This window comes from Microbacterium sp. H37-C3, assembly GCF_027157935.1.
Taxonomy (GTDB): domain Bacteria; phylum Actinomycetota; class Actinomycetes; order Actinomycetales; family Microbacteriaceae; genus Microbacterium; species Microbacterium plantarum.
Window position 1 is genome coordinate 211,454 of the sequence record NZ_JAPVLR010000003.1, and the last position, 23,632, is coordinate 235,085.

At 70.8% G+C, this 23,632-nt stretch carries 20 protein-coding genes; 10 read left to right on the forward strand and 10 right to left on the reverse strand.

The window, feature by feature from the left end:
* The first annotated feature begins 99 nt into the window (after positions 1–99).
* Positions 100–2,037 carry an anthranilate synthase family protein gene (locus tag O1W71_RS10035; RefSeq protein ID WP_269267714.1) on the forward strand — a complete coding sequence of 646 codons (1,938 nt, stop codon included), beginning with the start codon at positions 100–102 and terminating at the stop codon, positions 2,035–2,037.
* A 25-nt stretch (positions 2,038–2,062) separates the two neighbouring features.
* Here O1W71_RS10035 and O1W71_RS10040 read toward each other — a convergent pair whose 3' ends face one another.
* Complete coding sequence (locus O1W71_RS10040; protein WP_269267715.1) at positions 2,063–3,367, reverse strand: M50 family metallopeptidase; 1,305 nt, start codon at positions 3,365–3,367, stop codon at positions 2,063–2,065.
* A 56-nt stretch (positions 3,368–3,423) separates the two neighbouring features.
* Here O1W71_RS10040 and O1W71_RS10045 point away from each other — a divergent pair, with 56 nt between their 5' ends.
* The 5 genes from O1W71_RS10045 to pflA all read left to right on the forward strand — a co-directional run bounded on the left by O1W71_RS10045 (position 3,424) and on the right by pflA (position 9,716).
* Positions 3,424–4,011 (forward strand): hypothetical protein, encoded by a 588-nt coding sequence (locus O1W71_RS10045; RefSeq protein ID WP_269267716.1) that lies wholly within the window; start codon positions 3,424–3,426, stop codon positions 4,009–4,011.
* 55 nt (positions 4,012–4,066) lie between these two features.
* A complete protein-coding gene (locus tag O1W71_RS10050; RefSeq protein WP_269267717.1) occupies positions 4,067–4,768 on the forward strand; it encodes a DUF1775 domain-containing protein in 702 nt (233 codons plus the stop codon).
* 66 nt (positions 4,769–4,834) lie between these two features.
* Complete coding sequence (locus tag O1W71_RS10055; RefSeq protein ID WP_269267718.1) at positions 4,835–6,442, forward strand: Mur ligase family protein; 1,608 nt, start codon at positions 4,835–4,837, stop codon at positions 6,440–6,442.
* Between the two features lie 182 nt (positions 6,443–6,624).
* Positions 6,625–8,898: a formate C-acetyltransferase gene (gene pflB, locus O1W71_RS10060; protein WP_269267719.1), complete on the forward strand. Its 2,274-nt coding sequence runs from the start codon at positions 6,625–6,627 to the stop codon at positions 8,896–8,898.
* Positions 8,899–8,912: 14 nt separating this feature from the next.
* Positions 8,913–9,716 carry a pyruvate formate-lyase-activating protein gene (gene pflA / locus O1W71_RS10065; protein WP_269268037.1) on the forward strand — a complete coding sequence of 268 codons (804 nt, stop codon included), beginning with the start codon at positions 8,913–8,915 and terminating at the stop codon, positions 9,714–9,716.
* Between the two features lie 9 nt (positions 9,717–9,725).
* On the opposite strand, the gene dxr is transcribed toward pflA, so the two are convergent.
* Both dxr and O1W71_RS10075 read right to left on the reverse strand, forming a co-directional pair.
* On the reverse strand, positions 9,726–10,811 hold the full coding sequence (gene dxr, locus O1W71_RS10070) for a 1-deoxy-D-xylulose-5-phosphate reductoisomerase (RefSeq protein WP_269267720.1): 1,086 nt from the start codon (positions 10,809–10,811) through the stop codon (positions 9,726–9,728).
* A gap of 57 nt (positions 10,812–10,868) precedes the next feature.
* Positions 10,869–11,846, reverse strand: a complete 978-nt coding sequence (locus O1W71_RS10075) for an FKBP-type peptidyl-prolyl cis-trans isomerase (protein ID WP_269267722.1) — start codon at positions 11,844–11,846, stop codon at positions 10,869–10,871.
* A gap of 141 nt (positions 11,847–11,987) precedes the next feature.
* Between O1W71_RS10075 and O1W71_RS10080 the strand changes: the two genes are divergently transcribed.
* Entirely contained in the window at positions 11,988–13,382 is a 1,395-nt protein-coding gene (locus O1W71_RS10080) for an HNH endonuclease signature motif containing protein (protein WP_269267723.1), read from the forward strand.
* Positions 13,383–13,507: 125 nt separating this feature from the next.
* Positions 13,508–14,311, forward strand: coding sequence for a lysophospholipid acyltransferase family protein (locus O1W71_RS10085; RefSeq protein ID WP_378719934.1), 804 nt, complete (start codon positions 13,508–13,510; stop codon positions 14,309–14,311).
* 9 nt (positions 14,312–14,320) lie between these two features.
* Here the strand turns inward: O1W71_RS10085 and O1W71_RS10090 are convergent, their stop codons facing one another.
* On the reverse strand, positions 14,321–14,800 hold the full coding sequence (locus tag O1W71_RS10090) for an OsmC family protein (RefSeq protein ID WP_112617254.1): 480 nt from the start codon (positions 14,798–14,800) through the stop codon (positions 14,321–14,323).
* 52 nt (positions 14,801–14,852) lie between these two features.
* On the opposite strand from O1W71_RS10090, the gene O1W71_RS10095 reads away from it, so the two are divergent.
* Together O1W71_RS10095 and ald are read left to right on the forward strand one after the other, a co-directional pair.
* On the forward strand, positions 14,853–15,842 hold the full coding sequence (locus O1W71_RS10095; protein WP_269267724.1) for an asparaginase: 990 nt from the start codon (positions 14,853–14,855) through the stop codon (positions 15,840–15,842).
* 34 nt (positions 15,843–15,876) lie between these two features.
* Complete coding sequence (gene ald / locus O1W71_RS10100; RefSeq protein WP_269267725.1) at positions 15,877–16,992, forward strand: alanine dehydrogenase; 1,116 nt, start codon at positions 15,877–15,879, stop codon at positions 16,990–16,992.
* Here ald and O1W71_RS10105 read toward each other — a convergent pair.
* From O1W71_RS10105 to O1W71_RS10130, 6 genes are all read right to left on the reverse strand, one after another.
* On the reverse strand, positions 16,958–19,699 hold the full coding sequence (locus O1W71_RS10105; RefSeq protein WP_269267726.1) for an FtsK/SpoIIIE domain-containing protein: 2,742 nt from the start codon (positions 19,697–19,699) through the stop codon (positions 16,958–16,960). The two genes, ald and O1W71_RS10105, sit on opposite strands and share 35 nt — an antisense overlap.
* A gap of 67 nt (positions 19,700–19,766) precedes the next feature.
* Positions 19,767–20,567 (reverse strand): PP2C family protein-serine/threonine phosphatase, encoded by an 801-nt coding sequence (locus O1W71_RS10110; RefSeq protein WP_114588455.1) that lies wholly within the window; start codon positions 20,565–20,567, stop codon positions 19,767–19,769.
* 72 nt (positions 20,568–20,639) lie between these two features.
* Positions 20,640–21,623, reverse strand: a complete 984-nt coding sequence (locus O1W71_RS10115; protein ID WP_269267727.1) for an aldo/keto reductase — start codon at positions 21,621–21,623, stop codon at positions 20,640–20,642.
* An 84-nt stretch (positions 21,624–21,707) separates the two neighbouring features.
* Entirely contained in the window at positions 21,708–22,439 is a 732-nt protein-coding gene (locus O1W71_RS10120; RefSeq protein ID WP_269267728.1) for a large exoprotein, read from the reverse strand.
* Between the two features lie 113 nt (positions 22,440–22,552).
* Positions 22,553–23,305 carry a YaaA family protein gene (locus tag O1W71_RS10125; protein ID WP_269267729.1) on the reverse strand — a complete coding sequence of 251 codons (753 nt, stop codon included), beginning with the start codon at positions 23,303–23,305 and terminating at the stop codon, positions 22,553–22,555.
* Positions 23,306–23,374: 69 nt separating this feature from the next.
* Entirely contained in the window at positions 23,375–23,632 is a 258-nt protein-coding gene (locus O1W71_RS10130; RefSeq protein ID WP_023955192.1) for a F0F1 ATP synthase subunit epsilon, read from the reverse strand.

The window sequence follows — 23,632 nt, forward strand, 5'->3', positions numbered from 1 at the left end:
TAGGCGGTGTGTTCGACGTGCACACGTTTCAGACCGCCCGGCGTTGAAGGCCCGGCGGTCTTCTTCGTGGGGCGGGCGCTCCGACGAAGAAAGACGACGATGACCGGTTCTCTCCCGACCCTGACCGATCTCGCGGCGAGCGGTGCGCCCTTCGCGCTCATCGCGCGCGACGGGGCGAGCGTCGAGGTGCTCCGCGGCGACGTCGTCGACGTCGACCGGCTCGCCGACATCCCGCTGGACGATCCCGACGGCACACCGCGCGAAGTGCTCGCCCTCGTGCCGTTCCGCCAGGTCGTCGAACGCGGCTTCGTCTGCCACGACGACCGGGCACCGCTGCGCTGCCTGCGCGTCGCCGACCACGATTCCCTGCCCCTGGCCGAGGCACTGCGCCAGCTGCCGTCGGAGCGGGTGCCGCTCGAGGACGCCGGGTTCGACATCTCCGACGAGGACTACGCCGATATCGTCCGTCGCGTGATCGCCGACGAGATCGGCCGCGGCGAGGGCGCCAACTTCGTCATCCGCCGTGATTTCACCGCAACGGTGGAGACGGATGCCGTCACCGCCGGCCTCACCTGGTTCCGCGCGCTGCTGCAGCACGAGCGCGGCGCGTACTGGACCTTCCTCGTCGTGACCGACGGTCACGTGGCGGTCGGCGCCAGCCCGGAGGCCCACGTCAGTGCGCGCAGCGGGGCGCCCGCGGAGCCCGGCACGAGCATCGTCACGATGAACCCGATCTCCGGCACCTTCCGCCATCCCCGCGGTGGCGCGACCGCCGAGACGCTGACGGAGTTCCTCTCCTCCACCAAGGAGACCGAGGAACTGTTCATGGTCGTCGACGAAGAGCTGAAGATGATGTCGGCGGTCTGCTCCGACGGGGGCCGGATCACCGGCCCGCACCTGAAGGAGATGTCGCGCCTGACCCACACCGAGTACATGCTGCGCGGCTCGAGCACCATGGACCCCCGCGACATCCTGCGGGAGACGATGTTCGCACCCACCGTCACGGGGTCGCCCATGCAGAACGCGTGCACGGTGATAGCGCGACACGAGCGCATGCCCCGCGGCTACTACTCCGGTGTCGCCGCCCTCTTCACCCCCGCGGCGGGGGGCGGACACGACCTCGACGCCCCCATCCTGATCCGCACCGCCTACCTCGTCGACGGCCGGCTGCGCGTACCCGTCGGAGCGACGCTCGTCCGGCACTCCGACCCGGCGGGCGAAGTGGGCGAGACCCACGGCAAGGCGGCCGGCGTCCTGGGCGCGATCGGCGCCGTCGACCGCGACGAAGCGCCCGCGGTGATCGCCGGCACGACGGCGGTCGACGAGGACGCACCCGCCGCGCACCGCCCGCGCCTCGGCGACGATCCGACCATCGCGGCCCTGCTCTCCTCGCGCAACGCGCGTCTCGCGCAGTTCTGGCTCGACCCGCAGGCGGCGGAGGGCGGGCCGTACGCGGGCCGCGAGGTGCTGGTCGTCGACGCCGAGGACCGGTTCACCACGATGCTCGGGCACCAGCTGCACCACCTCGGGTTCGCCGTTCGCATCGCTCTCTGGCACGAGGTGACGGATGCCGCGGTCGACGAGGCCGGTCTCGTCGTCTTCGGCCCCGGCCCGGGCGATCCGCGCGACGGCGCCAGCCCTCGCATCGACCGCATGCGCGAGCTCGTCGGCCGGCGCGCCGACGCGGGCAGGCCGCTGCTCGCCGTGTGCCTGAGCCACCAGATCCTGGCCGACCGGCTCGGGATCGCGCTGGCCCCCCTCGCGTCGCCCCATCAGGGCCTGCAGAAGAGCGTCGACGTGTTCGGACAACCCGCGTCCATCGGCTTCTACAACACGTTCACGGCACGCGTCGCCCCCGGCACCGAACGCCTGGGCGACACCGAGATCGCGGCGGGCCCGTCGTCGGGTGACGTGTACGCGCTCCGGGGACCGGGGTACGCCTCCGTGCAGGGGCATCTCGAGTCGATCCTGTCGCGAGATGGTCTGCCTACACTCGAGCGGCTCATCGGATTCGCGCTCGAGCCCGTCTCCGCCTGATCGCGCCGCGTCGGCGGCGAGCGCGTCAGCCGAGGATCGAGATCGGGTTGAAGACGTCGGCGAGGATCAGCGTGCCGCCCATGACGATGAGCCCGATCACGACGACGAAGGTGACGGGCACGAGCTTCGTGGCGTCGACGGGGCGCGGAGGCGGGCGGCGGAAGAGCTTCGCCCAGGCGCGCTTGATCCCGTCCCACAGGGCCACCACGACGTGTCCGCCGTCGAGAGGCAGCAGGGGCAGCAGGTTGAAGATGAACAGCGCGATGTTGAGCGAGCCGAGCAGGCTCAGCACCTGGAAGGCACGGTCCTGAATCGGCGCATCGGTCGCGGCCACCTCCCCGGCGATACGCCCGGCACCGACGACCGACAGCGGTCCGTTGGGATCGCGCTCCCCACCGGTCACGAGGGCGACTCCGGTCTCGTAGACCTTGACCGGCAGCTGCCAGATGACGCTCGCGACGGCACCCAGCCGCTCGACCGCGGCCTGCGGTCCGGTCCAGATCGGCTGCGGCTCGTTGACCCGCGTTCCCGTCATGCCGACGAACCCGACCTCCTTGACCTCGGTCGTGCCGTCCGCCGTGGTCACGGGACGTTCGGCGGCGATCGGAGTGACCTCGAGGGTGACGCGGTCGCCGTCGCGCTCGACGACGACCGGGATCGTGCGTCCCGGCGACGCCTGGATGATCGCGGTCGCCTCGACGTAGCCCGACACCTCGGTCCCGTCGACGGCGACGATGACGTCTCCGGGACGGATGCCGCCTGCCGCTGCCGGTGAGACGGGATCACCGGGCTCGCATGTCGTGCGCTCGACGCCGGCCGGAACGACGCACTCGTTCACGCCGGCGATCGTGGTGGAGACGCTCGGCAGCCCAATGGCGCTCAACGCGATACCGAAGAGCACCATCGCGAGCACGAGATTCATCAGGGGCCCGCCGACCATGATGACGATGCGCTTCCACACCGACAGCTGATAGAACGCCGGGCGCGTGTCGTTCTCGACGAGGGTCTCGGCGTTGGCGAGGCGGGCATCCTGCACCATCGCCCCGAAGAACCGGCCGCTGCGGCGCGCGGGCGCGTCGGACTCGTCGGGTGCCGGCGGGTACATGCCGGACATCGAGATGTAGCCGCCGACCGGCAGGGCCTTCACGCCGTACTCCGTCTCGCCGAAGCGCCGCGACCAGAGCGTCGGCCCCAGGCCGATCATGTAGCGGCCGACGCGCACGCCGAACAGCTTGGCGGGCACGAGGTGGCCGACCTCGTGCAGAGCGATCGACACGGCGAGCCCGACGACGAGCAGCACGACGCCGATGACGAAAGCGAGGACGGTCACGACCGCTGAGAGTACCCGCCGAGTCTTTGAATCGGCCCAGGCCGTAAACTCCCAGCATGGAGCGGGCGCAGAGTGCGGCAGTGCGGCGTGCTCGCGCGCTGCGCGGAACCGCCTCCGCAGCCATCGCCACCGTCTTCGCCGCCACCGCTCACACCATCTCGGGCGGCCTCGCGCCCCTCTGGCTCATCGTCGTCGCGACGCTGCTGGCGGCCCCTGCCTCCGTCTGGCTCGTGGGCAGGGCACCCTCGGCATGGCGGATCGGCCTCGTCGTGCTGGCGAGCCAGGGCCTGTTCCACACGTTCTTCTCCATCGCCGGCTCCACTGACCCGACGGCGCCCCTCGGGCACGTCCACGGCGGAACGCTCACCGCCCTCGCGCCTCTCCCGCACACGCATGCCATCGGCGTGAACATGACTGCCACGCACGTGGTCGCGGCCGCCGTCACCGTCGCGACGCTCGTCGCCGGCGAGCGCCTCGTGGGCCTCATCCATCGCGGCATCCGTCGGTTCGTGCGTCTGATGTCGCCGTCGGTTCGCGCGCGGACGCCCCTGCTGCGTCCCGCCGTCGGGAGCACGCGCGTCGTCCCGGCACGTCGTCTCCGTTCCTCTCTGTCGCTGCGGGGTCCGCCGGTCGCCACCGCGTGACCCCCCTTCCCGTAGCGGACGGCACGATGCCGCCCGCATGTTCCGAGAGACGACAATGACCCTCACCATCACCGCGCGCCGCCGTGCGCGCCTGGCCGTCGGCGTGACCGCCGGCGCCGCCCTCGCCCTGGCCCTTCCGCTGGCCGCCTCCGCGCACGTCCACGTGACGCCGGAGGAAGTCGCCGCCAACGGCTCGACCCGCATCGACTTCTCGTTCAGCCACGGCTGCGACGGATCGCCCACGACGGCGCTCGTCGTCGACATCCCCGCCGAGGCACAGGGAGCGACCCCCGTCATCGACGGCGCGTGGACCATCACCACCGAAGCGGGCGAGAACGGCATCCCCACGCGCGTCACGTACACGGCGGTGGCACCCATCCCCGACGCGTACGCGGCCTCCGCCGGCATGAACGTGATCTTCCCGGGATCGTCCGAGGGCGAGAGCTTCGCCTTCCCCGTGACGCAGCAGTGCGAGGCGGGAGAGGCTGCCTGGGTGCAGGTCGCCGAGGACGGCCAGGACCCGGACGACCTCGAGTACCCCGCTCCCGTCGTGGTTGTGGGGGCGGCCGCAGCCGACGCGCACGGCGGTCACTCCGAGAGCGGCCACTCGTCCGCGGGCACGTCCGACGCGGCCGACGCAGAGACGACCGCGGCATCCTCGTCCGCTGCCGACCCGCTGCCCATCTGGCTCTCGGCCGGTGCGCTCGTCGTCGCGGCTGCCGCGCTCGTCCTGGCCATCGCCCGCCGACGCGCCTGATCACACCCGGGGCGGGCGCGTCAATCGGCGCGGCCGCCCCGGAACCGGGGTGAGACAATGGTGGCAATGCCTACCGACGCCCCGAACCTCCCTCCTGTCCTCCGCCCCGAGAGTCCGCCGCGCCGCTCCCTGACAGAGCTCGCGGCGCACGTCGGCGGGCGGATCGTCGGCGCCGCCACCGACGTCTCCGTCACGGGCATCACCCTCGCGACGGCAGATCTGCGGCCGGGCGAAGTCTTCGTCGCGATCCGCGGCGCGGTACGACACGGCGCCGAGTTCGCGACGCAGGCCGCCGCGACGGGCGCCGCCGCGATCGTCACCGACACCCGCGGGGCCGAGCTCGCCGCGGACGCCGGCCTGCCCATCGTGGTCGTCGACGACCCGCGGGCCCGACTGGGCGAGCTCTCTGCCTGGGTCTACGGCACAGGCCGTGACGACCGCCTTCCTCTTCTCTTCGGCACGACCGGGACGAACGGCAAGACGAGCGTGTCGCACCTCATCGAGGGCATCCTCGGTCAGCTCGGAGCCGTCACCGGGCTGTCGTCCACGGCCGAGCGCCACATCGCGGGCGAGGTCATCGTCTCGCGGCTCACGACGCCCGAGGCCTCGGAGTTCCACGCGCTGCTCGCCCTCATGCGCGAACGCGGCGTCGAGGCGGTCGCCGTCGAGGTGAGCGCGCAGGCACTGACACGTCATCGTGTCGACGGTGTGGTCTTCGACGTCGCCGGCTTCACCAATCTCACGCACGACCACCTCGACGACTACCGCGACATGGCAGAGTACTTCGAGGCCAAGGTCCCCCTGTTCCGTGCCGACCGTGCGCGCCGGGGCGTGGTCTGCCTCGACTCCGAAGCCGGCACCCAGATCGTCGCGCGGGCCGAGATCCCCGTGACGACGATCGTCACACCCGCGATCGCCGAGTCGCCCTTCGCGACCGCGGACTGGACGGTCGAGATCGTCGCGGAGCGGCAGAGCGGCACCGAGTTCCGCCTGGTCGGGCCGGACGAACGACAGCTCACCACGACGGTTCCGGTCATCGGACGGCACATGGCCGCGAATGCCGGCCTCGCGATCGTCATGCTGCTCGAGGGCGGCTACGCGTGGGACGAACTCGTGCGTGTGCTGGACGGACAGCGCATCGACGCTCACCTGCCGGGGCGCACGCAGCGCGTCTCGGGTGACCGCGGCCCGGCCGTGTACGTCGACTTCGGGCACTCCCCCGACGCGTTCGAGAAGACCCTCGCCGCCGTGCGGCGCGTCACCCCCGGGACCGTCGTCATGGTCTTCGGGGCCGACGGCGATCGCGACAAGACCAAGCGGCACGACATGGGTGCCACTGCCGTCCTCGGCAGCGACATCCTGATCGTGACCGACCACCACCCGCGGTTCGAGGATCCCGACGCGATCCGGGCCACTCTCCTGGAGGGCGCTCGGCGAGCGCGACCGGATGCCGACATCCGCGAGTCGTCGCCGCCCGAGAAGGCGATCATCGAGGCCGTCTCGCTCGTCGGAGAAGGCGACGCGATCCTGTGGGCGGGGCCGGGACACCAGGACTATCGCGACATCCGCGGAGTCCGCACGCCGTATTCGGCTCGAGAGCTCGCCCGTCGCGCGCTCCGAGACGCCGGCTGGCCGGTGCCCGAACCGAGTTGGGCCGTGCCTTACGCCGACTGAGCGCGTTTGTGGTCGGACCACTGTGAAAAATCAGGGGTCGCCCGCCGTCCTGTCGCTCGCGTGCACGATTCCTCCACCTCCTGCGGGTGCGGCGTAGCGTCGGCCACAGGCACGCCGCGGCAGGCACGACCAGCGCCTTCCCCGCTCCCCGGCGGGCCTTCCGACAGGACGAAGGACCCACGATGAGCACAGTCATCCCGACCACGACAGCACACGACGACGACGCGGTCCCCGCCGCGTGGGCGGGCTTCGCCCCGGGCCCGTGGCAGGACGACATCGACGTCCGTGACTTCATCCAGCGCAACTACGAGCCCTACACCGGTGACGCATCGTTCCTCGTGGGACCGACGGCCCGCACGACGGGGCTCTGGCAGACGCTCAGCGAGATGTTCCCGGCGGAGCGCGAGCGCGGCGTGTATGACGTCGACGCCCTCACCCCCTCGACGATCACGTCGCACGCTCCGGGCTACATCCGGCGAGAGGACGAGCTGATCGTCGGTCTGCAGACCGACGCGCCCCTCCGTCGGGCGATCATGCCGAACGGCGGATGGCGCATGGTCAAGGGAGCCCTGGAGACGTACGGCTATCCGGTCGATCCGACCCTCGAGACGATCTTCACGCGGTACCGCAAGACGCACAACGACGGCGTGTTCGACGTCTACCCGCCGGCCGTCCGCCGCGCCCGCAGCAGCCACATCATCACGGGCCTTCCCGACGCCTACGGCCGCGGCCGGATCATCGGCGACTACCGCCGCGTCGCCCTGTACGGCACCGACGCACTCGTGGCGGCGAAGAACGTCGAGCGGGCGGAGCTCGACATGCACCCCTCGACGGAGAACATCCTGCGCTCGCGCGAGGAGAACGCCGAGCAGATCCGCGCGCTGCACGAGCTCGCCGAGATGGCCGCCTCGTACGGCTTCGACATCACCCGGCCCGCCGCCACCGCCCGCGAGGCGATCCAGTGGCTGTACTTCGCCTACCTCGGCGCAGTGAAGGAGCAGAACGGCGCCGCGATGAGCTTCGGGCGCAACACCGCGTTCCTCGACGCGTACATCCAGCGCGACATGGCGCGCGGCATCCTGACCGAGGCCGAGGCCCAGGAGCTCGTCGACGACCTCGTCATCAAGCTGCGGATCGTCCGATTCCTGCGCACACCCGAGTACGACGCACTGTTCTCGGGCGACCCGACCTGGGTGACCGAGTCGATCGGCGGCGTCGGCGAGGACGGACGCACGCTCGTGACCAAAACCGCCTTCCGCTTCCTGCAGACGCTCTACAACCTCGGCCCCGCACCCGAGCCGAATCTGACCGTGCTGTGGACCGACGCCCTGCCCGACGGCTTCAAGGAGTTCTGCGCGCAGGTCTCGATCGACACCTCGTCGATCCAGTACGAGTCCGACGACCACATCCGTGCACTGTGCGGCGACGACGCGGCCATCGCGTGCTGCGTCTCGCCGATGACGGTCGGCAAACAGATGCAGTTCTTCGGGGCTCGGGTCAACCTCGCCAAGACTCTCCTGTACGCCATCAACGGCGGACGCGACGAGGTGAGCGGCAAGCAGATCGCACCGGCCGCCGCCCCCGTCTCGGGAGACGTGCTCGGGTACGACGACGTGCGCGAGCGCTTCCGGGTGATGATGGAGTGGCTCGCCGAGACGTACGTCGACGCGCTCAACTGCATCCACTTCATGCACGACAAGTACGCCTACGAGCGTCTGGAGATGGCTCTGCACGACGGCAACGTCCTGCGCACCATGGCATGCGGCATCGCGGGGCTCTCGGTCGCCGCCGACTCGCTCTCGGCCATCAAGTACGCGACGGTCGAGCCGGTGCGCGACGCGTCGGGGCTCGTCGTCGACTACCTCGTGCACGGCGACTTCCCCACCTTCGGGAACGACGACGACCGCGTCGACGAGATCGCCCGCGAGCTGGTGTCGGACTTCATGTCGATGATCCGCAAGCACCAGACATACCGCGACGCGGTGCACACCCAGTCGGTGCTGACGATCACGTCGAACGTCGTGTACGGCAAGGCCACGGGCAACACCCCCGACGGTCGCCGTGCCGGTCAGCCCTTCGCCCCGGGCGCGAACCCCATGAACGGGCGCGACACCCACGGGATGCTGGCGGCGGCGCTGTCGGTCGCGAAACTGCCCTTCGACCAGGCCCAGGACGGCATCTCGCTGACGACGACCGTGACGCCGAGCGGCCTCGGGCGCACGCCCGAGGAACGGGTGCAAAACCTCGTGGGACTCCTCGATGCGCAGATGGCCTCGGACGGCTACCACCTCAACGTCAACGTGCTGACGCGCGAGACGCTCGAGGACGCGATGGTCAACCCCGACAAGTACCCGCAGCTGACCATCCGGGTGTCCGGCTACGCGGTCAACTTCGTGCGACTGACCCGAGAGCAGCAGCTCGACGTGCTCAGCCGCACCTTCCACACGGGGGTCTGAGTCCCGTGTCCGCCATCCTGGTGCCGGGCGCGGCCTGCACCGCCGATCTGAGCGACCCCCGTCACGACCGTCTCGCCGCGCGACGGTCCGGGCATGTCGCGAGCGTGCACTCCTGGGAGCTCGTCACTTCCGTGGACGGCCCCGGCACCAGGATGACCCTCTTCCTCGCGGGATGCCCGCTGCGCTGCCAGTACTGCCACAACCCCGACACGTGGCGTCAGCGCGACGGCGAGCTCACCGCTCTCGACGACATCGTCGCCCGCCTGCGCCGTTACCTGCCGGTCTTCCGGGCGACGGGAGGGGGGCTGACGATCTCCGGCGGCGAGCCGCTGCAGCAGGCGGCCTTCGTCACGCGCCTGGCCCGGGCCGCCGCCGAGCTCGGCATCCACGTCGCCATCGACACCTCGGGCAACCTCGGCCGGGCGGCATCCGATGCGCTGCTCGACGACGTCTCGCTCGTCCTGCTCGACGTCAAATCGGGCCTGCCCGACACCTATCGCGAGGTCACCGGCCGCGACCTGCAGCCGACGATCGAGTTCGGCGACCGCCTCGCGGCCCGCGACACTCCGGTGTGGATCAGGTTCGTGCTCGTGCCCGGACTCACGGATGCCCCGGAGAACGTCGACGCCGTCGCCGACATCGTCGCCCGGTGGCAGAACGTGCAGCGGGTCGAGGTCCTGCCGTTCCATCAGATGGGCACGTCGAAGTGGCAGCGTCTGGGCATCCCCTATCCGCTCGCCGGGCGACCGACGCCGGATGCCGAGCTGCTCGCCCGGGTCCGCGGTCAGTTCGCCGCGCGAGGCCTCACCGTTTACTGACGGCGGCCGTCATCGCGTCGCACCGATTGCCTGGTCAGCGGCGTTCCGGGCCCACGACTCGGCCTCCGCGAGCGACTCCCGCGAGAGTTCGCTCGGCGGGCGGTGCGCTTCGACGACGCGCTCGACGGTCTCCACGATGCCGAGGAAGCTCAGCGCGCCCGCATGGAACGCCTCGACGGCCTGCTCGTTCGCGGCGTTGAAGACCGCCGGATAGGTTCCGCCCTCGCGACCCACGCGTTTGGCGAGGGCGACCGCCGGGAACGCGGCGTCGTCGAGCGGCTCGAAGGTCCACGCGCTCGCGCGCGTCCAGTCGAGCGGAGCGCCGACGCCCGCGACCCGGCGCGGCCAGTCGAGACCGAGCGAGATCGGCAGGCGCATGTCGGGCGGCGAGGCCTGGGCGATCGTGGACCCGTCGATGAACTCGACCATCGAATGCACGACGGACTGGGGGTGCACGACGACGTCGATTCGGTCGTAGTCCACGCCGAACAGCAGGTGCGCTTCGATGACCTCGAGCCCCTTGTTGACGAGGGTCGCGGAGTTGGTGGTCACGACGCGTCCCATGTCCCACGTGGGGTGAGCGAGGGCCTGGTCCGGTGTGACAGAGGCCAGTTCGTCGCGGCGACGGCCGCGGAACGGCCCGCCGGATGCCGTGAGCACGAGCCGCCGGACCTCGTCAGGCTCGCCCGACCGCAGCGCCTGCGCGATGGCGGAGTGCTCCGAGTCGACAGGCACGATCTGACCGGGCGCGGCGAGCGACGTGACGAGCTCGCCGCCGACGATGAGAGATTCCTTGTTCGCCAGCGCGAGGGTGCGGCCCGACTCCAGGGCGGCCAGGGTCGGGCCCAGCCCGACCGACCCCGTGATGCCGTTGAGCACGACATCGGCCTCGACGTCACGGACGAGACGTTCCGCGTCGGCCGCACCGAGTGCGGTGTGGGTCACACCGAACCGCGCCGCCTGCTCTTCCAGCATCCGAGCGTTCGAGCCCGCGGCGAGTCCCACGACCTCGAACCGGTCTCGACGGGAGTCGATGACGTCGAGCGCCTGCGTGCCGATCGAGCCGGTGGAGCCGAGGATGAGGACGCGACGCATGCCGTCAGCCTAGGTGCTGCGAGGGTGCCGGCTTGGGTGCCGCGGCGGTGGGTGACCTCAGCCCGCGGCAGGCGCGGGAGTGCGCTGGACGCCGAGGATGTCGACGACGAAGACGAGCGTCTCGTTCTGGAGCTCGCTGCCCTCCTGCGCACCGTAACCCGCGGCCGGCGGGATGACGACGAGCACCTGCGAGCCGACCTGCTGCCCCTCGAGCGCCTGCTGGAAGCCGGCGACGACCTTTTTCGTCTCGAACGCTGCGGGCTGGCCCCGGTCCCAGCTCGAGTCGAACACCGAGCCGTCCGACCACTTCACACCGGTGTACTGCACGAACGCCGTGTCACCGGGCTGGATGGTGGCGCCGTCACCGGTCTTGAGGTTGGCCAGCTGCACCTCGGTCGGCGCGTCCGAGCCGGGGAGGGTGATGGTCGGGGCGCCGTTGTCGGCCAGGGCGACGGTCGGCATTCCGTCGACGGGGGCCTGGTCGGTGCCATCGGCTCGCGTCGGAAGCTTCTCGACGCCCTCGGCGACGACGACCACTGATGTCCGATCCTGACCGAAGGCCGAGCCGGGGATCGCGAGGGCGGCGGTCGAGCCGAGCGGCGCGCATTCGAGAGCTGCGACGAACACCGAGTACTGCTGCGGGTCGAGCAGCACCGGCACGAGACCGGAGTCATCGGGAGAGGTGTCGCGCGACTGCTCGAGCAGCTCGCCCGTCGCGCCGTCGTAGATCGCGTAGGAGCCGGAGACGAGATCGCCCGAGACGAGGTCCTCGCCGTCGCCGCGAGTTGTGAGCGTCCGCTCGATCTCGGCGGGCTCGAGGCCGGGGTCGACCTTCGCGGTCAGCTCGGGCGCCGACCCGGAGACCTCGATGCTGTCGGAGGACTCCCCCGGCTGGGCGTTCACGAGGCACTGCTCCGACGCACCGGAGGCGTTCGGGCTGGGCGACTCGGTGGCCGTGTCACCGCTCGCGCAACCGGCGAGCGCGAGCGCCGAGACGGCGACGACGGACAGGGCGGCGAACGGGCGCAGACGCACGGAGAACCTCTTCGATCGGGGGTGGGAGCTCTCATCCTCTCGCACGAGCATCGGTGTGCGCTGAGAGCGGCGGATGCACGTGCCCCTTCGGGCTGTGGAGAACCGCGGGGCGATGTCGGAGGTCCGTGGGAATATTAGAACATGCATTCGAATGGCGGGTTGAGCGGCGGGATGGGCAGTGACGCAGACGTCGATGCGCTCGCGGTGCTGGTCGCGGATGCCGAAGGAGCGGCGGACGTCGTTCGGGCTGGTCAGGTGCGTGAGGTTCGGGTGCTCGCCGCGGCCGGGGTGCTGGCTGAGAGGCAGGCGGCTGGGGCATCGGAGAAGGTCACGGCGCGCGAGATGGCGTTGCGGGGCATCGCGGCCGAACTCGCCGGAGTGTTCGTCGCGACCGACCGCACTTTGCAGCGGCGGATCGATGAGGCGCGAGATCTGGTCGACAACTACCCCGTGACGATGGCCGCGTGGGAGGCGGGGCGCATCGTGCGCGGGCATGTCCGGGCCATTCAGGAGGTCGGATGCATCGTGCCCGCGGAGGAGCGGGCGGAGTTCGAACGCGCCGCGATCGGGAAGTGCGAGGGTGAGACGCCGAACCGGGTGCGCGAGGCGCTGCGGATGATCGCGGAGTGGATGCACCCGCGGACATTCACCGAACGACACGAGGAAGCCGCCGCAGGACGGTGCGTGTGGGTACGGCCCGTGATCGATGGGATGTCGGACCTGATCGCGACCCTGCCGACCGTGATCGCCGACGGGATCGTGGACCGGCTGACGCGGCAGGCCCGGGAGATCATCAATGCGCGGGCTCAGGCTGACGCGCCTGGCACGCCTGACGCGCGAGCCGACTCAGACGGCGGCTCACCCGATGCCGACACGACGATTCGCGACGGGTCGTCGTTCGTCGACGATGCGCGCACGATCGATCAGGTCCGCGCGGACGTGTTCTCCGACCTCCTCCTGGCGGGCGCTCCCGCGCTCGACCCCACCGGCACCGGTGACGGCGACGGAACCCTCGGAGCGATCCGCGCGCACGTGCAGGTCGCGGTATCGGCGTTGACGCTGATGGGACAGGACGAGGGGCCCGCCGACCTGGCAGGGCGCTCGCCCATCGACGCCGCCACCGCACGCGAACTCGCGGGCAACGCGACCTCCTGGGACCGGTTGCTCACCCATCCGGTCACGGGAACCGTCCTCGAATGCGACAGCTACCGGCCCACCGCCGCCATGGTGCGACTCCTACGGGCACGGGACCGGCACTGCCGGTTCCCCGGATGCCGGCAACCCGCCATCCGGTGCGAACTCGACCACACCATCGCCGCATCCGACGGCGGTGCCACCCACGTGTGCAATCTCGCCAACCTCTGCAAAAGACACCACGACGTCAAACACCACACCCGATGGCGAGTCCAACAGCTCGCGGGCGGAAGGCTGATCTGGACCTCACCGACCGGACGGATCTACCGCGAAGACGCACCACCACCGCTCGTCGCCTTCCCCGTCGCGGCTCCACCCGGACCGGGAGTTCCGCCATTCTGACGAGTCCACCCTTCGACGCGCCCTCCGCGAGTTCAGCGCGCGCTCCGCGAGTTCGGCGCGTGCGCTCGGCGGGTGCGCGCCGGGGCAACATGTCCACGGAGTTATGCGTTCCGCAGTAGCCTCGTCTGGTGAACGCTGACGCAACCGAGCCGCAGTCCGGCGAGCCCGGCGAGCACGAAGAAGCCGCAGCTGCCGTCGAAGCCGTTCCCGGAATCGGTCTCACCTACGTGATCGGTCGCTGGGTGCTCGCGCCGCTGGCGCGCATGCTCTACCGCCCGCGTATCGAGGGCCGCGAGAACTTCCCCCGTAAAGGCGCCGTCATCCTCGCGAGCAACCATCTCTCGTTCATCGACTCCTTCGTCATCCCGATGGCCTCGCCCCGTCCGGTGCGGTTCCTCGCTAAGTCGAGCTACTTCGACGGCACCGGTTTCCGCGGGTGGCTCTCGCGCGAGTTCTTCTACGCCGCCGGCGCGTTCCCGGTCCGGCGCGGTGCCGGCCAGGCTGCGCTGGATGCCCTGGATCAGCAGAAGAAGATGCTCGACGCGGGATGGTCGACGGCTCTCTACCCGGAAGGCACGCGGTCCCTCGACGGCCGCCTGTACAAGGGCCGCACCGGGGTCGCCTTCCTGGCTCTGCAGACCGGCGCACCGGTCATCCCCGTCGGACTGATCGGCACGAGCGAGATCATGCCCGTCGGCGCCAAGTTCCCGCGGTTGCGCCCACGCGTCACCGTGCGATTCGGCGAGCCGCTCGACCTCAGCCACCACGGGTCGGCGGATTCCGGTCGCGCGCGCCGCAATGCCACCGACGAGATCATGGCCGCGATCCACGCCCTGTCGGGTCAGGAGCTCGCCGGCGCCTACAACGAGGCCCCGCCGCAGAACGCCGTCGAACGGATCAAGCAGGCCCTGCCCCACGAGCGCCGCTGACGCAGCGAATCATCCCTCGCCCGACACGACGATCGTCGGCTCGTGCCGGACCGGGAAGTTCACCGAGTTCGCGATGAAGCACCATTCGTTCGCCTGCGCGTGCGCCGCGATGGCTGCTTCGCGCATCGACTCCTCAGCGACGACGACGCGGGGCCGCAGAACGACCTCCGTGAACGCACCGCCGCCACGCCCGTCTTCGCGCATCATCCCGGTGGCGTCGTCCGTGTACTCGACGACGACGACGCCGGTCGTCACGCAGGCGTGCAGATACGACAGCAGGTGGCACTCGGAGAGCGCCGAGAGCAGAAGATCCTCCGGATTCCACCGGCTCGGGTCTCCGCGGAAGGGCTTATCGCTCGACGCGGCGAGGGGCGGCTTGCCCTCGATGCTCAACGTCACGGCCCGGTCATAGTCCCGGTAGCCGCTCGTCCCGGTGCCGCGGTTCCCGGTCCACTCAGCCCGCACGGAGTAGTGATGCTCACCCAACATGCGGACAGTCTGGCACGCAGCATCGCGGGGTCCGCGACGGTAGGCTGTCGGGGTGCCGCAGACCTTCGCCGTTCCCGCCGCTGTCGAGCTCGCGGTCGTCGAGCGCAGCGGTTTCATCGAGTCGCGGCATGCCGGTGCAGCGGTCGTCCTGGGCGCCGACGGCGCACCGATCCGCACCCTCGGCGACGTCGACGCCCCGATCCTGCCGCGCTCGACGCTCAAGCCTCTCCAAGCCCTCGCCAGCCTGACCGCCGGAGCCTCTCTCGAGGGTGAGCGACTCGGCCTGGCGACGGCCAGCCACTCCGGCACCGACCGGCACGTCTCCGTCGTCCGCGGCATCCTCAACGACGCCGGGCTGGGCGAGGACGACCTCGGCTGCCCTCCCGCCTGGCCGGGCGACACCGCGACGCGCGACGAGATGGTCCGCGAGCTCGGCGCCCCCACCCGCATCCGGATGAACTGCTCGGGCAAGCACGCCGCGATGCTGGCTGCCTGCGTCGCGAGCGGATGGGACACCACCACCTACCTCGACCCCGACCACCCGCTTCAAGTTCACACCCGCGAGGTCATCGAGCGACTCACCGGCACCAAGGCGTCGGCGATGGCGATCGACGGCTGCGGCGCCCCCGTCTACGCGATGAGCCTCATCGCGCTCGGACGCGCTATCCAGCGCATCGGCACCGCGAGCGAGCGATCGCCCTTCGCGTTGCACCGCATGGCCGGCGCCCTCGTCCGAGCAGTTCGCGAGAATCCGTGGACGATCGACGGCCCCGGCCGGCCCGACACCGTCGCGATCGAGCGCCTCGGCGTCTTCGCGAAGACCGGTGCCGAGGGTGTGCTCGTGATGGTGGCCCCCGACGGCACCACCGCGGCTCTGAAGGTGCTCGACGGCAACGGGAGAGCCGCGACGGCGATCGCACTCACGCTCCTCGTGAAGGCCGGTGCGCTCGAAGCGGCGCCCGTGGCCCGCGTGATCTCTCATCTTCCGCTGACCGTGCTCGGCGGCGGACAGAACGTCGGCATCATCCGGCCGACGGTGTAGCAGCTCCTCACGAGGGAGCGCAGAAAGGACTGCCATGCGCATCAGCGTTCCCACCGAGGTCAAGAACAACGAGTACCGCGTCGCCCTCACCCCCGCAGGCGTGCACGACCTGGTCGTCGCAGGCCATGAGGTCTTCGTCCAGCGCGGGGCCGGCGAAGGATCGTCGCTTCCCGACTCCGAGTATGCCGACGCCGGCGCGGTGCTCCTCGACGACCCCGACGAGGTCTGGGCACGCGCGGAACTGCTGCTGAAGGTCAAGGAGCCGATCGCGAGCGAGTACCACCGATTCCGCGACGACCTCGTGCTGTTCACCTACCTGCATCTTGCAGCCGACCGTCCGCTCACCGACCGGCTCCTGGAAAGCGGCATGACCGCCATCGCCTACGAGACGGTGCAGTTGCCCGGCGGGGGCCTGCCGCTCCTCGCCCCGATGAGCGAAGTGGCCGGCCGCCTCGCCCCGATGGTGGGAGCCTCAACCTTGCTGCGCTCCGCCGGGGGCCTCGGACTGCTGATGTCCGGCGTTCCCGGAACCCGGCCCGCCGCGGTGACGGTCATCGGCGGCGGGGTCGCCGGGGCCAACGCGGCGTACATCGCGGCGGGTCTCGGGTCGGACGTCACGATCTTCGACACCAACATCCAGCGTCTCCGCTTCCTCGACGATCACTTCCAGGGGCGCGTCAAGACCGCGGCATCCAACCCGCTCGATCTCGAACGCGCGGTCGTGGCATCCGATCTCGTGATCGGCTCGGTGCTCATCCCCGGGGCGAAGGCTCCCAAACTGGTGCGCAACGAGACCGTCGCTCGGATGCGGCCGGGCTCGGTGCTCGTCGACATCGCGGTCGACCAGGGAGGCTGCTTCGAGGACACGCGACCGACGACCCACGCCGACCCGACTTTCCGCGTGCACGACACCATGTTCTACTGCGTCGCCAACATGCCGGGCGCCGTGCCGAACACCTCGACATCGGCGCTCACCAACGCGACGCTGCCCTACGTCCGGCAGATCGCCCGCCACGGCTGGCGCGCCGCCCTGCGGGCAGACGGCGCCCTGGCGGCCGGCTTGAACACCGCCGGAGGCCACGTCGTCAACGCCGGCGTCGCGGCGGCGCACGGCATCACCGCGGGGTCGTTGGATGACGCGCTGAGCTGAGGGGCAGCGCCACCCGCCGGACCCGATCCGTCCGCGTGTCGATGACCCAGGCGCGCCCGCGCCCAGGAGTGGCGTACGGCAGCAGATCCCTGTTGCCGGTCAGAAGCCGCACCTCCCCCGCACACGAGGCATCGATGACAAGCTGGCATCGGGTCTGCGCGGCGGCCGCCGCTGCGCGCCACCGACCGATCCAGGCGTCCGGGGTGCCCCAGACCACCCTCCTCGACCGCAGCGACGTCGTCTGCTCCACGGTCGCGATCTCGAAACCACGACGATTCCAATGCTCCAGCGCGGCATGCGTGGCGGCGGTGGGCGGCGCGACGAACGCCGTGGCGTGGCGCGGCTCGAACACGTCGGGCGGCCGGGCCCGCTCCCGCGCGGGGTCGAACGCTCCGGCGTCCGCGAACTGCACGAGTATGCCGCGCCACCTCCCGCGGCCCGCTGGGGCCGTCGGGTCATGGTGAGCCCCCTCACCGCCGAAGGCGACATGCTCCGACCGGGACACGGCGGCGAGCACGGCGCGATCGGGAAGCTGGTCGACGATCCTGCCGACGGCGCCGGTCATCCGCTGTGCAGAGCAGATGAACTGAACGCCACGCGACCGCGAGTCGCGCGCCACACGTTCCAGGATCGCCGCGGCGGCGGCGCTGTAGTCATCCGGCAGCCTCGCCAGCACACGGTCGAGATCGTCGGCGACGATGAGCCACCCCGGCGGGATGTCGTCGAGTCCGACGATGACGTCCCACGCGGCCTCGAGATCGTCGGGCAGCCAGCACACCCGATCGTGGGGCACCTGGGCAGCGATGGTCCGGAGCACCGTCGTGCGCCCGGCTCCGGCTCGTCCGAGCACCGCCACCCCCGGCGCTCCAGGGTCCAGCGTCACCGCACGTTGACGCTGGACATCCGGCTCGTCGGCCAGACCGAGCACCACGGACCCCTCGCCCCGCAGGTCGGCGAGCGCGACGCGATCCGGCAAGGGCGGCAACCAGGGCCGACGCGCGGGGGCCGCACCCGCCGCGGCTCGCGCGATCGACTCGATGGCCGGCAACGGGCACCGGCTCACCCGGATCACGTGCGGATGGACATCAGCCGGACGCATCACCAGCGCGGTCCCGCGCTCGTCGCGGCCGCCGGGAAGCATGGCGGCGTCGCCCGAACCGAGCACGGCGCGCGAATCCGCGACGTCGGTCACGCGAAGCGCGACCCGCAACGGTGCGTTCGCGAGCACCGCCTCACGGAAGCCCGCAGCACGCTGGGTCGCGAGCACGAGGTGCATCCCGAGTGCGCGGCCTCGAGCGGCGATGTCGGCGAAGACATCGTGCATCGCGGGGTGTGTCGAGGTGAGCGCGGCGTATTCGTCGACGACGACGACCAATCGCGGCAGAGCGTCCGGCACATCCGCGATGTCGCGGGCCCGGAGGCCGGCGAGAACGCGCTCGCGACGGCGCACCTCCGCGGTGAGGCTCTCGATCGCGCGCATCGCGTTGCGCTCGTCGAGATCCGTCACGACGCCGGTCACGTGGGGCAGCGACGCGAGGGCATCGAAAGCCCGACCTCCCTTGAAGTCGATGAGCAGGAAGTTCACCCGCTCGGGCGGCAGACTCCGCGCGAGGGCGGCGATCCACGTCACGAGCAGTTCGCTCTTGCCGCTGCCCGTGACCCCCACCACGACGGCGTGCGGCCCGTCGTCGACCAGGTCGATCGCCAGCGGGCCGTCGGGCCCCGCCCCGAGGACGGCAGCGAGGCCGGCCCCTCCGACGACGGGGAGATCATCGAATGACGGAGGTGCCGCCGCGTCACCACCCATCGCCTCCGCGCACTCCCGCAGCAGGGCGGTCAGCGCAGCAGCTTGCTCCCGTCCGAGCGGCTCCGGACGGATCGGCCGCGACGAACCGCTGTACGCGAGCACCGCCGCGTCGGCGTCCCCCACGCGGAGCACGGCCGCACACTGCGGCGGCGGTGCGCCGGAGCCCGCGGAGACGATGACGATGTCGGCATCGGCAGGCGGCACCCCGGTCCCCCACCACAGGCGCCGGCCGCCCGGAGTCGATGCGTGCGGGAGGTCACGGGCCCAGTCCTCAGCGGCGCCGACCACCCACACCTCACCGGGCGGGTGGACGAGGCAGATCTGCATCACGAGAGCGCGCGCGATCGCCGCTGCCGCCGCAGCCGGTCCGACGACGGCTACTCCTGCAGTCAGTGGGATCGTGACCGGTGCATCTCGGAGCACCCCTGCGGCGTGCCGGAGCTCCGGCGTCGGCTCGCCCTCGATCCGCACACACGACCGCGCATCGCCCGCTCCCATCACGAGCACATCGCGTACCGCCCTCGGGCGCCACAGCTCGTCGGGGTCGTCGAGCAGCCGCGCGACATCCGGCGTGGCACGCCAGAGCTCCGCGCGCTCGAGCGCGTGCCGCTCGTCGACCTCGAGGCGCGCTCTGTGCATGCCCGCCGCTGCGTGCTTCGCGGCCCGCCGCCGCTCCCGCCGCGCGACGCGTGCAGAATCGAGCATGGTGGCGGTGGCTACGAGAGGACCGAGCGCAGCGAACCAGAGCACTGTCGGCGAGCCGGTCACCTGCCAGAGGATCACCGCCCCGGCGATGGGGACCACCACCGCCCACAGCGGAAAGGATGATCGCCGCGCCTGCGTCTGCGTCAGCGACGTGGACAGCCGGATGGGGTCGTCGAGTCGGGCTGAGGAGTGCACGCACCCCAGTCAAGCGATGACGAGACGCCGCCGGAGAGGCGCCACGGCCCGCGGTGGAGGATCGGGCTCAGCCCTGGTTCGGGGAGGAGTCGTCGTTCGAAGCGCGCACGTGCGCGTCGAGCACGATGACCGTGACGTTGTCACGACCCCCGTTCTCCAGCGCCGCCGTCATCATCGCCGACACGGCCGCCGCCGGATCGGCGTTCTCGAGCAGGAAGTGCAGGATGCCGTAGTCCGTGAGCTCTTTCGTGAGCCCGTCGCTGCAGATCACGAAGCGATCGCCATCGACGACATCAAGGCGAACGTAGTCGGGGGTGACTCCGTCGCTCGGTCCGACCGCGCGGGTGATGACGTTCCCGTAGGGGTGCTGCTCCGCCTCTTCGGGGCTGAGCCGGCCGGCCGCCACGAGCTCCTGCACCACGGAGTGATCCGTCGTGACCTGGGCGATCGCCTGGTCGCGCAACAGGTACACCCGCGAGTCGCCGATGTTCAACGTCGTCCACTGCGGTTCGCCGTCGACGATGTCGAGGTACACGCCGGTGACGGTCGTTCCCGTTCCGTCATCCGTCGTCTCGGGGTGATCCGCGATGTCTCCGACGGCGCGCTCGAGGGCTTCTTCGATGTCTTCGGGAGTCACCACTCCGCGCTCGGCGACACCACGGAGCCGGTCGACGGCGCTCGCGCTCGCGATCTCGCCGCCGATATGTCCGCCCATGCCGTCTGCGACGATGAACAGCGGATACTGCGCAAGGACGGCGTCCTGGTTGCTGTCGCGGCGGCGTCCGGTGTCGGTCGCGGCGGCCCACCGGAGTTCGATCGCACCGGACGGGACGTCCACGATCCGGGATTGGGTCGTGGGGTCGGGCACGCTGTCACTCTTCTTTCGTCGACGGATGGGCGTGTCACACTCTAGTGGACGCACCCGCTGAGCGTGATTTCTTCACCCCGCGGCGGGGTCGGACGGCAACGGGAAGAGCGCGTCGATCGCGGCCAGCTCGGCAGCATCGGGGTGCCACGCCGAGGCGGCTGCCGCATTCGAGTGAACCTGCTCGGGTGAGGTCGCGCCGGCGATCACGCTGCTCAGGGCCGGCTGCGCCAGGAGCCAGCCGAAGGTCGCCTGCACCATCGTGATGCCGCGCTCGTCGCAGAAGGTCCGGTACGCCTCGATGGCGTCCCAGGGAGCGTTCTCCCACAGATGACGCCGTTCCCTCGCGACCCGCGAGTCGGCGGGGATGTGGTCGCGGGTGAACTTCCCGGTGAGCAAGCCGTTGTGCAGCGGGAAGTACGGGAGGAATCCCCTCCCGAAATGCCGGACGGCCGGCAGGACCTCACGCTCGGCGGCGCGTGCGAGCAGGCTGTAGTGATTCTGCGCGGAGACGAACGGCACATCACCGCGTGCACGCGCCACGGCCTCGGCCTCGGCGATCTGCCAACCCGCGAAGTTGGAGTGTCCGATGTAGCGGACCTTGCCCTCCCGTACGAGCTCCGACAGCGCGTCGAGCGTCTCTTCGATAGGCGTCTCGGGGTCGGGGGTGTGCAGCTGGTAGAGGTCGATCCAGTCGGTCTGCAGGCGCTCGAGCGAGGCCTCCACCGCACGTCGGATGTAGGCGCGAGATCCTTTCGCGCCCGGCAGCCCGAGGTCCACGGCGCTGTGACCGAACTTCGTGGCGACCACGACGCGGTCGCGACGTCCGCGCAGGGCCTCACCCATCAGCGTCTCGGACAGACCGGGCTCGCCGCCGTAGATGTCGGCGGTGTCGAAGAAGGTGATGCCGGCGTCGAAAGCGGCGTCGAGCACCGCGACCGTGCCGTCGAGAGTCTGCGTGGGAGTTCCCCGCCGCCCGAAGTTGTTGCATCCCAGCCCGACCGCCGAGACGAGCAGGCCGGAGGTTCCGAGTCGGCGGGTGTCCACTGCGTCGTCCATCCCTCCACGCTAGACCCGAATCCGAGGGGGCGGCCCCCGCTACGGCGAGGAGCCCCCGTCATACGACGAGGGCTCCTCGGATGTTCACTGCCGCGGGGCGTCCGGAGCGGGTGGCTCGGTGGACGGAGGCGTCACGGGCGGCTGTGCTGCCGGCGGCGGGTAGGCACCGGCCGGGGGCGCCGGCGGCGCGGCCGGCGGCGGGTACGAACCGGCCGGCGGCGCGGCGGGAGCCGAGGGGGGTGCGTAGCCGGCACCGGAGGCGCCGTACGCGCCGGGTGCGGGGGCCGCGCCACCGTCGGGCTGCACCGGGATGCCCTGCCAGACCGTCGTGTCGCGCAGGAACGAGGTGCGCCACGGCGAGGGCTGCACGTGGGGGTTCCACGGCGAGCTCGAGAACGCGGCGATGCCGAGCCAGATCAGCCAGCCGAGGCCGGGGATGATGTACAGCAGCACGAGCGGCCAGTCCTTGCCGAGCTTCTGCCCGACTCGGACGCTGGCCAGAGCCAGCGCGATGATCGAGAGGTAGCTGAAGATGAACCCGATCGCCGGGATGTTGCTCAGCACGGCCGTCGCGACGAGCGCGCCCAGCATGACCCAGGGAGAGATGTCACCGAGCTTCGCGAAGACCATCTCGCGGTAGACCGGCGCCCACGCGCGCCATTTTCCCTGCACGCCGGCCTTCTCGAAGATCTTCATGTAGAAGAACGAGCTGATGATGTAGCCCGCGAGCGCGATGATCAGGATGATGGGAAGAATCAGCAGGATGAGGGCGAGGAAAGCGCCCGCACCCGCACCGTCGCCGTAGTAACCCGACATGTACGACCTCCTCAGTCGCGACCCGGCACGAAGCGCTCGCGCCGTGGGTCGCCGCTCATGCTAGCGAAACACCGGGCCCGGCGTGCGACCCCGACGGCGCCGAGCATGGGGCATCAGACGACGAGCTCGAGCTCGGACGATCCGGCCGTCTCGCGCAGCACCCATCCGTGGGACGCAGCCCACGCGAGAAGGTCGTCTCGAGAGCTCACGGTCGCGGCCGAGCGGGCGAGCGAACGCGTGAACTCACCCTTCGCGTGCTTGTTGAAGTGGTTGAGGGCACGCACCGTTCCGTCGGCGCCGGCGGAGACCACGCGGACGAACGCGGAGGGCATCGCCGCGGGGACCGGAGCCAAGGCCACGTAGGCCTCCGAGCGCAGATCGAGCACGAACGGCGCCCCGGTCCCCATCAAGGCGGCCGAGCTCGCCGCAGCCCAATGCCGGCGGAGCGGCGGGATGCCCGGAAGCGCCGTGCCCGCCGCCAGCCGATACGCCGGGATGGGATCGAGCGCGGCGACGGGACCGAAGGGCGCCGACTGGATGAGCACATGCTCGCCGAGCCAGCCCCGCGCCCCGGCGTCGAGCGCGGCCGCATCGAGAGCATCGAAGAGGACGCCGGTGTACCGGTCGACGGCGGGCATCGTCGGAGAGGTCATGAGCACGGAGTTCACCGCCACCTCGCCCAGCTGACGCGCGCTGAGCTTGAGCACCCGCGCTGCGGCGTCCGGATCCGCCGACAACGCGACGAGCGCGTCTCCGGCCGCGCGGCGCTCGGGCGCCAGCTGCGGCAGGGCCAGGGCGTCGATGTCGAGCGGCGCACCGGTGCCCCCGGCGCGTTTGGTCTCGGAAGGCGGCAGCAGGAGCAGCATCCGGAAATCTCCCTTCAACGCGAGAGACCGCACCCCGGAGGGTGCGGTCTCTCGTAGACGCAGTGCGGGTCAGGCCAGCGCGGCGTTACCCGCCACGATGGTGAGCTCGTCGCCCTCCATCGACAGGAAGCCGTCCTGCGCATTGGCGACGATCTTCTCGCCGCCGGGCTGCGTGATACGCACCTGACCTTCGGCGAGGATCGCGAGCACCGGCTCGTGACCCGCCATGAAGCCGATCTCGCCCTCGACGGTCTTGGCCACGACGAGGGACGCCTCGCCCGACCAGACCTCCGCCTCGGCGGAGACGAGCGTGACCGTCAGAGCCAT

What these genes read in the sequence shown, in the direction of transcription:
- O1W71_RS10035 (WP_269267714.1), top strand. Translation starts at nt 100, where the DNA reads ATGACCGGTTCTCTCCCGACCCTGACCGATCTCGCGGCGAGCGGTGCG.
- O1W71_RS10045 (WP_269267716.1), top strand. Translation starts at nt 3,424, where the DNA reads ATGGAGCGGGCGCAGAGTGCGGCAGTGCGGCGTGCTCGCGCGCTGCGC.
- O1W71_RS10050 (WP_269267717.1), top strand. Translation starts at nt 4,067, where the DNA reads ATGACCCTCACCATCACCGCGCGCCGCCGTGCGCGCCTGGCCGTCGGC.
- O1W71_RS10055 (WP_269267718.1), top strand. Translation starts at nt 4,835, where the DNA reads ATGCCTACCGACGCCCCGAACCTCCCTCCTGTCCTCCGCCCCGAGAGT.
- pflB (WP_269267719.1), top strand. Translation starts at nt 6,625, where the DNA reads ATGAGCACAGTCATCCCGACCACGACAGCACACGACGACGACGCGGTC.
- dxr (WP_269267720.1), bottom strand. Translation starts at nt 10,811, where the DNA reads ATGCGTCGCGTCCTCATCCTCGGCTCCACCGGCTCGATCGGCACGCAG.
- O1W71_RS10080 (WP_269267723.1), top strand. Translation starts at nt 11,988, where the DNA reads ATGCATTCGAATGGCGGGTTGAGCGGCGGGATGGGCAGTGACGCAGAC.
- O1W71_RS10090 (WP_112617254.1), bottom strand. Translation starts at nt 14,800, where the DNA reads ATGTTGGGTGAGCATCACTACTCCGTGCGGGCTGAGTGGACCGGGAAC.
- ald (WP_269267725.1), top strand. Translation starts at nt 15,877, where the DNA reads ATGCGCATCAGCGTTCCCACCGAGGTCAAGAACAACGAGTACCGCGTC.
- O1W71_RS10115 (WP_269267727.1), bottom strand. Translation starts at nt 21,623, where the DNA reads ATGGACGACGCAGTGGACACCCGCCGACTCGGAACCTCCGGCCTGCTC.
- O1W71_RS10120 (WP_269267728.1), bottom strand. Translation starts at nt 22,439, where the DNA reads ATGTCGGGTTACTACGGCGACGGTGCGGGTGCGGGCGCTTTCCTCGCC.
- O1W71_RS10125 (WP_269267729.1), bottom strand. Translation starts at nt 23,305, where the DNA reads ATGCTGCTCCTGCTGCCGCCTTCCGAGACCAAACGCGCCGGGGGCACC.
- O1W71_RS10130 (WP_023955192.1), bottom strand. Translation starts at nt 23,632, where the DNA reads ATGGCTCTGACGGTCACGCTCGTCTCCGCCGAGGCGGAGGTCTGGTCG.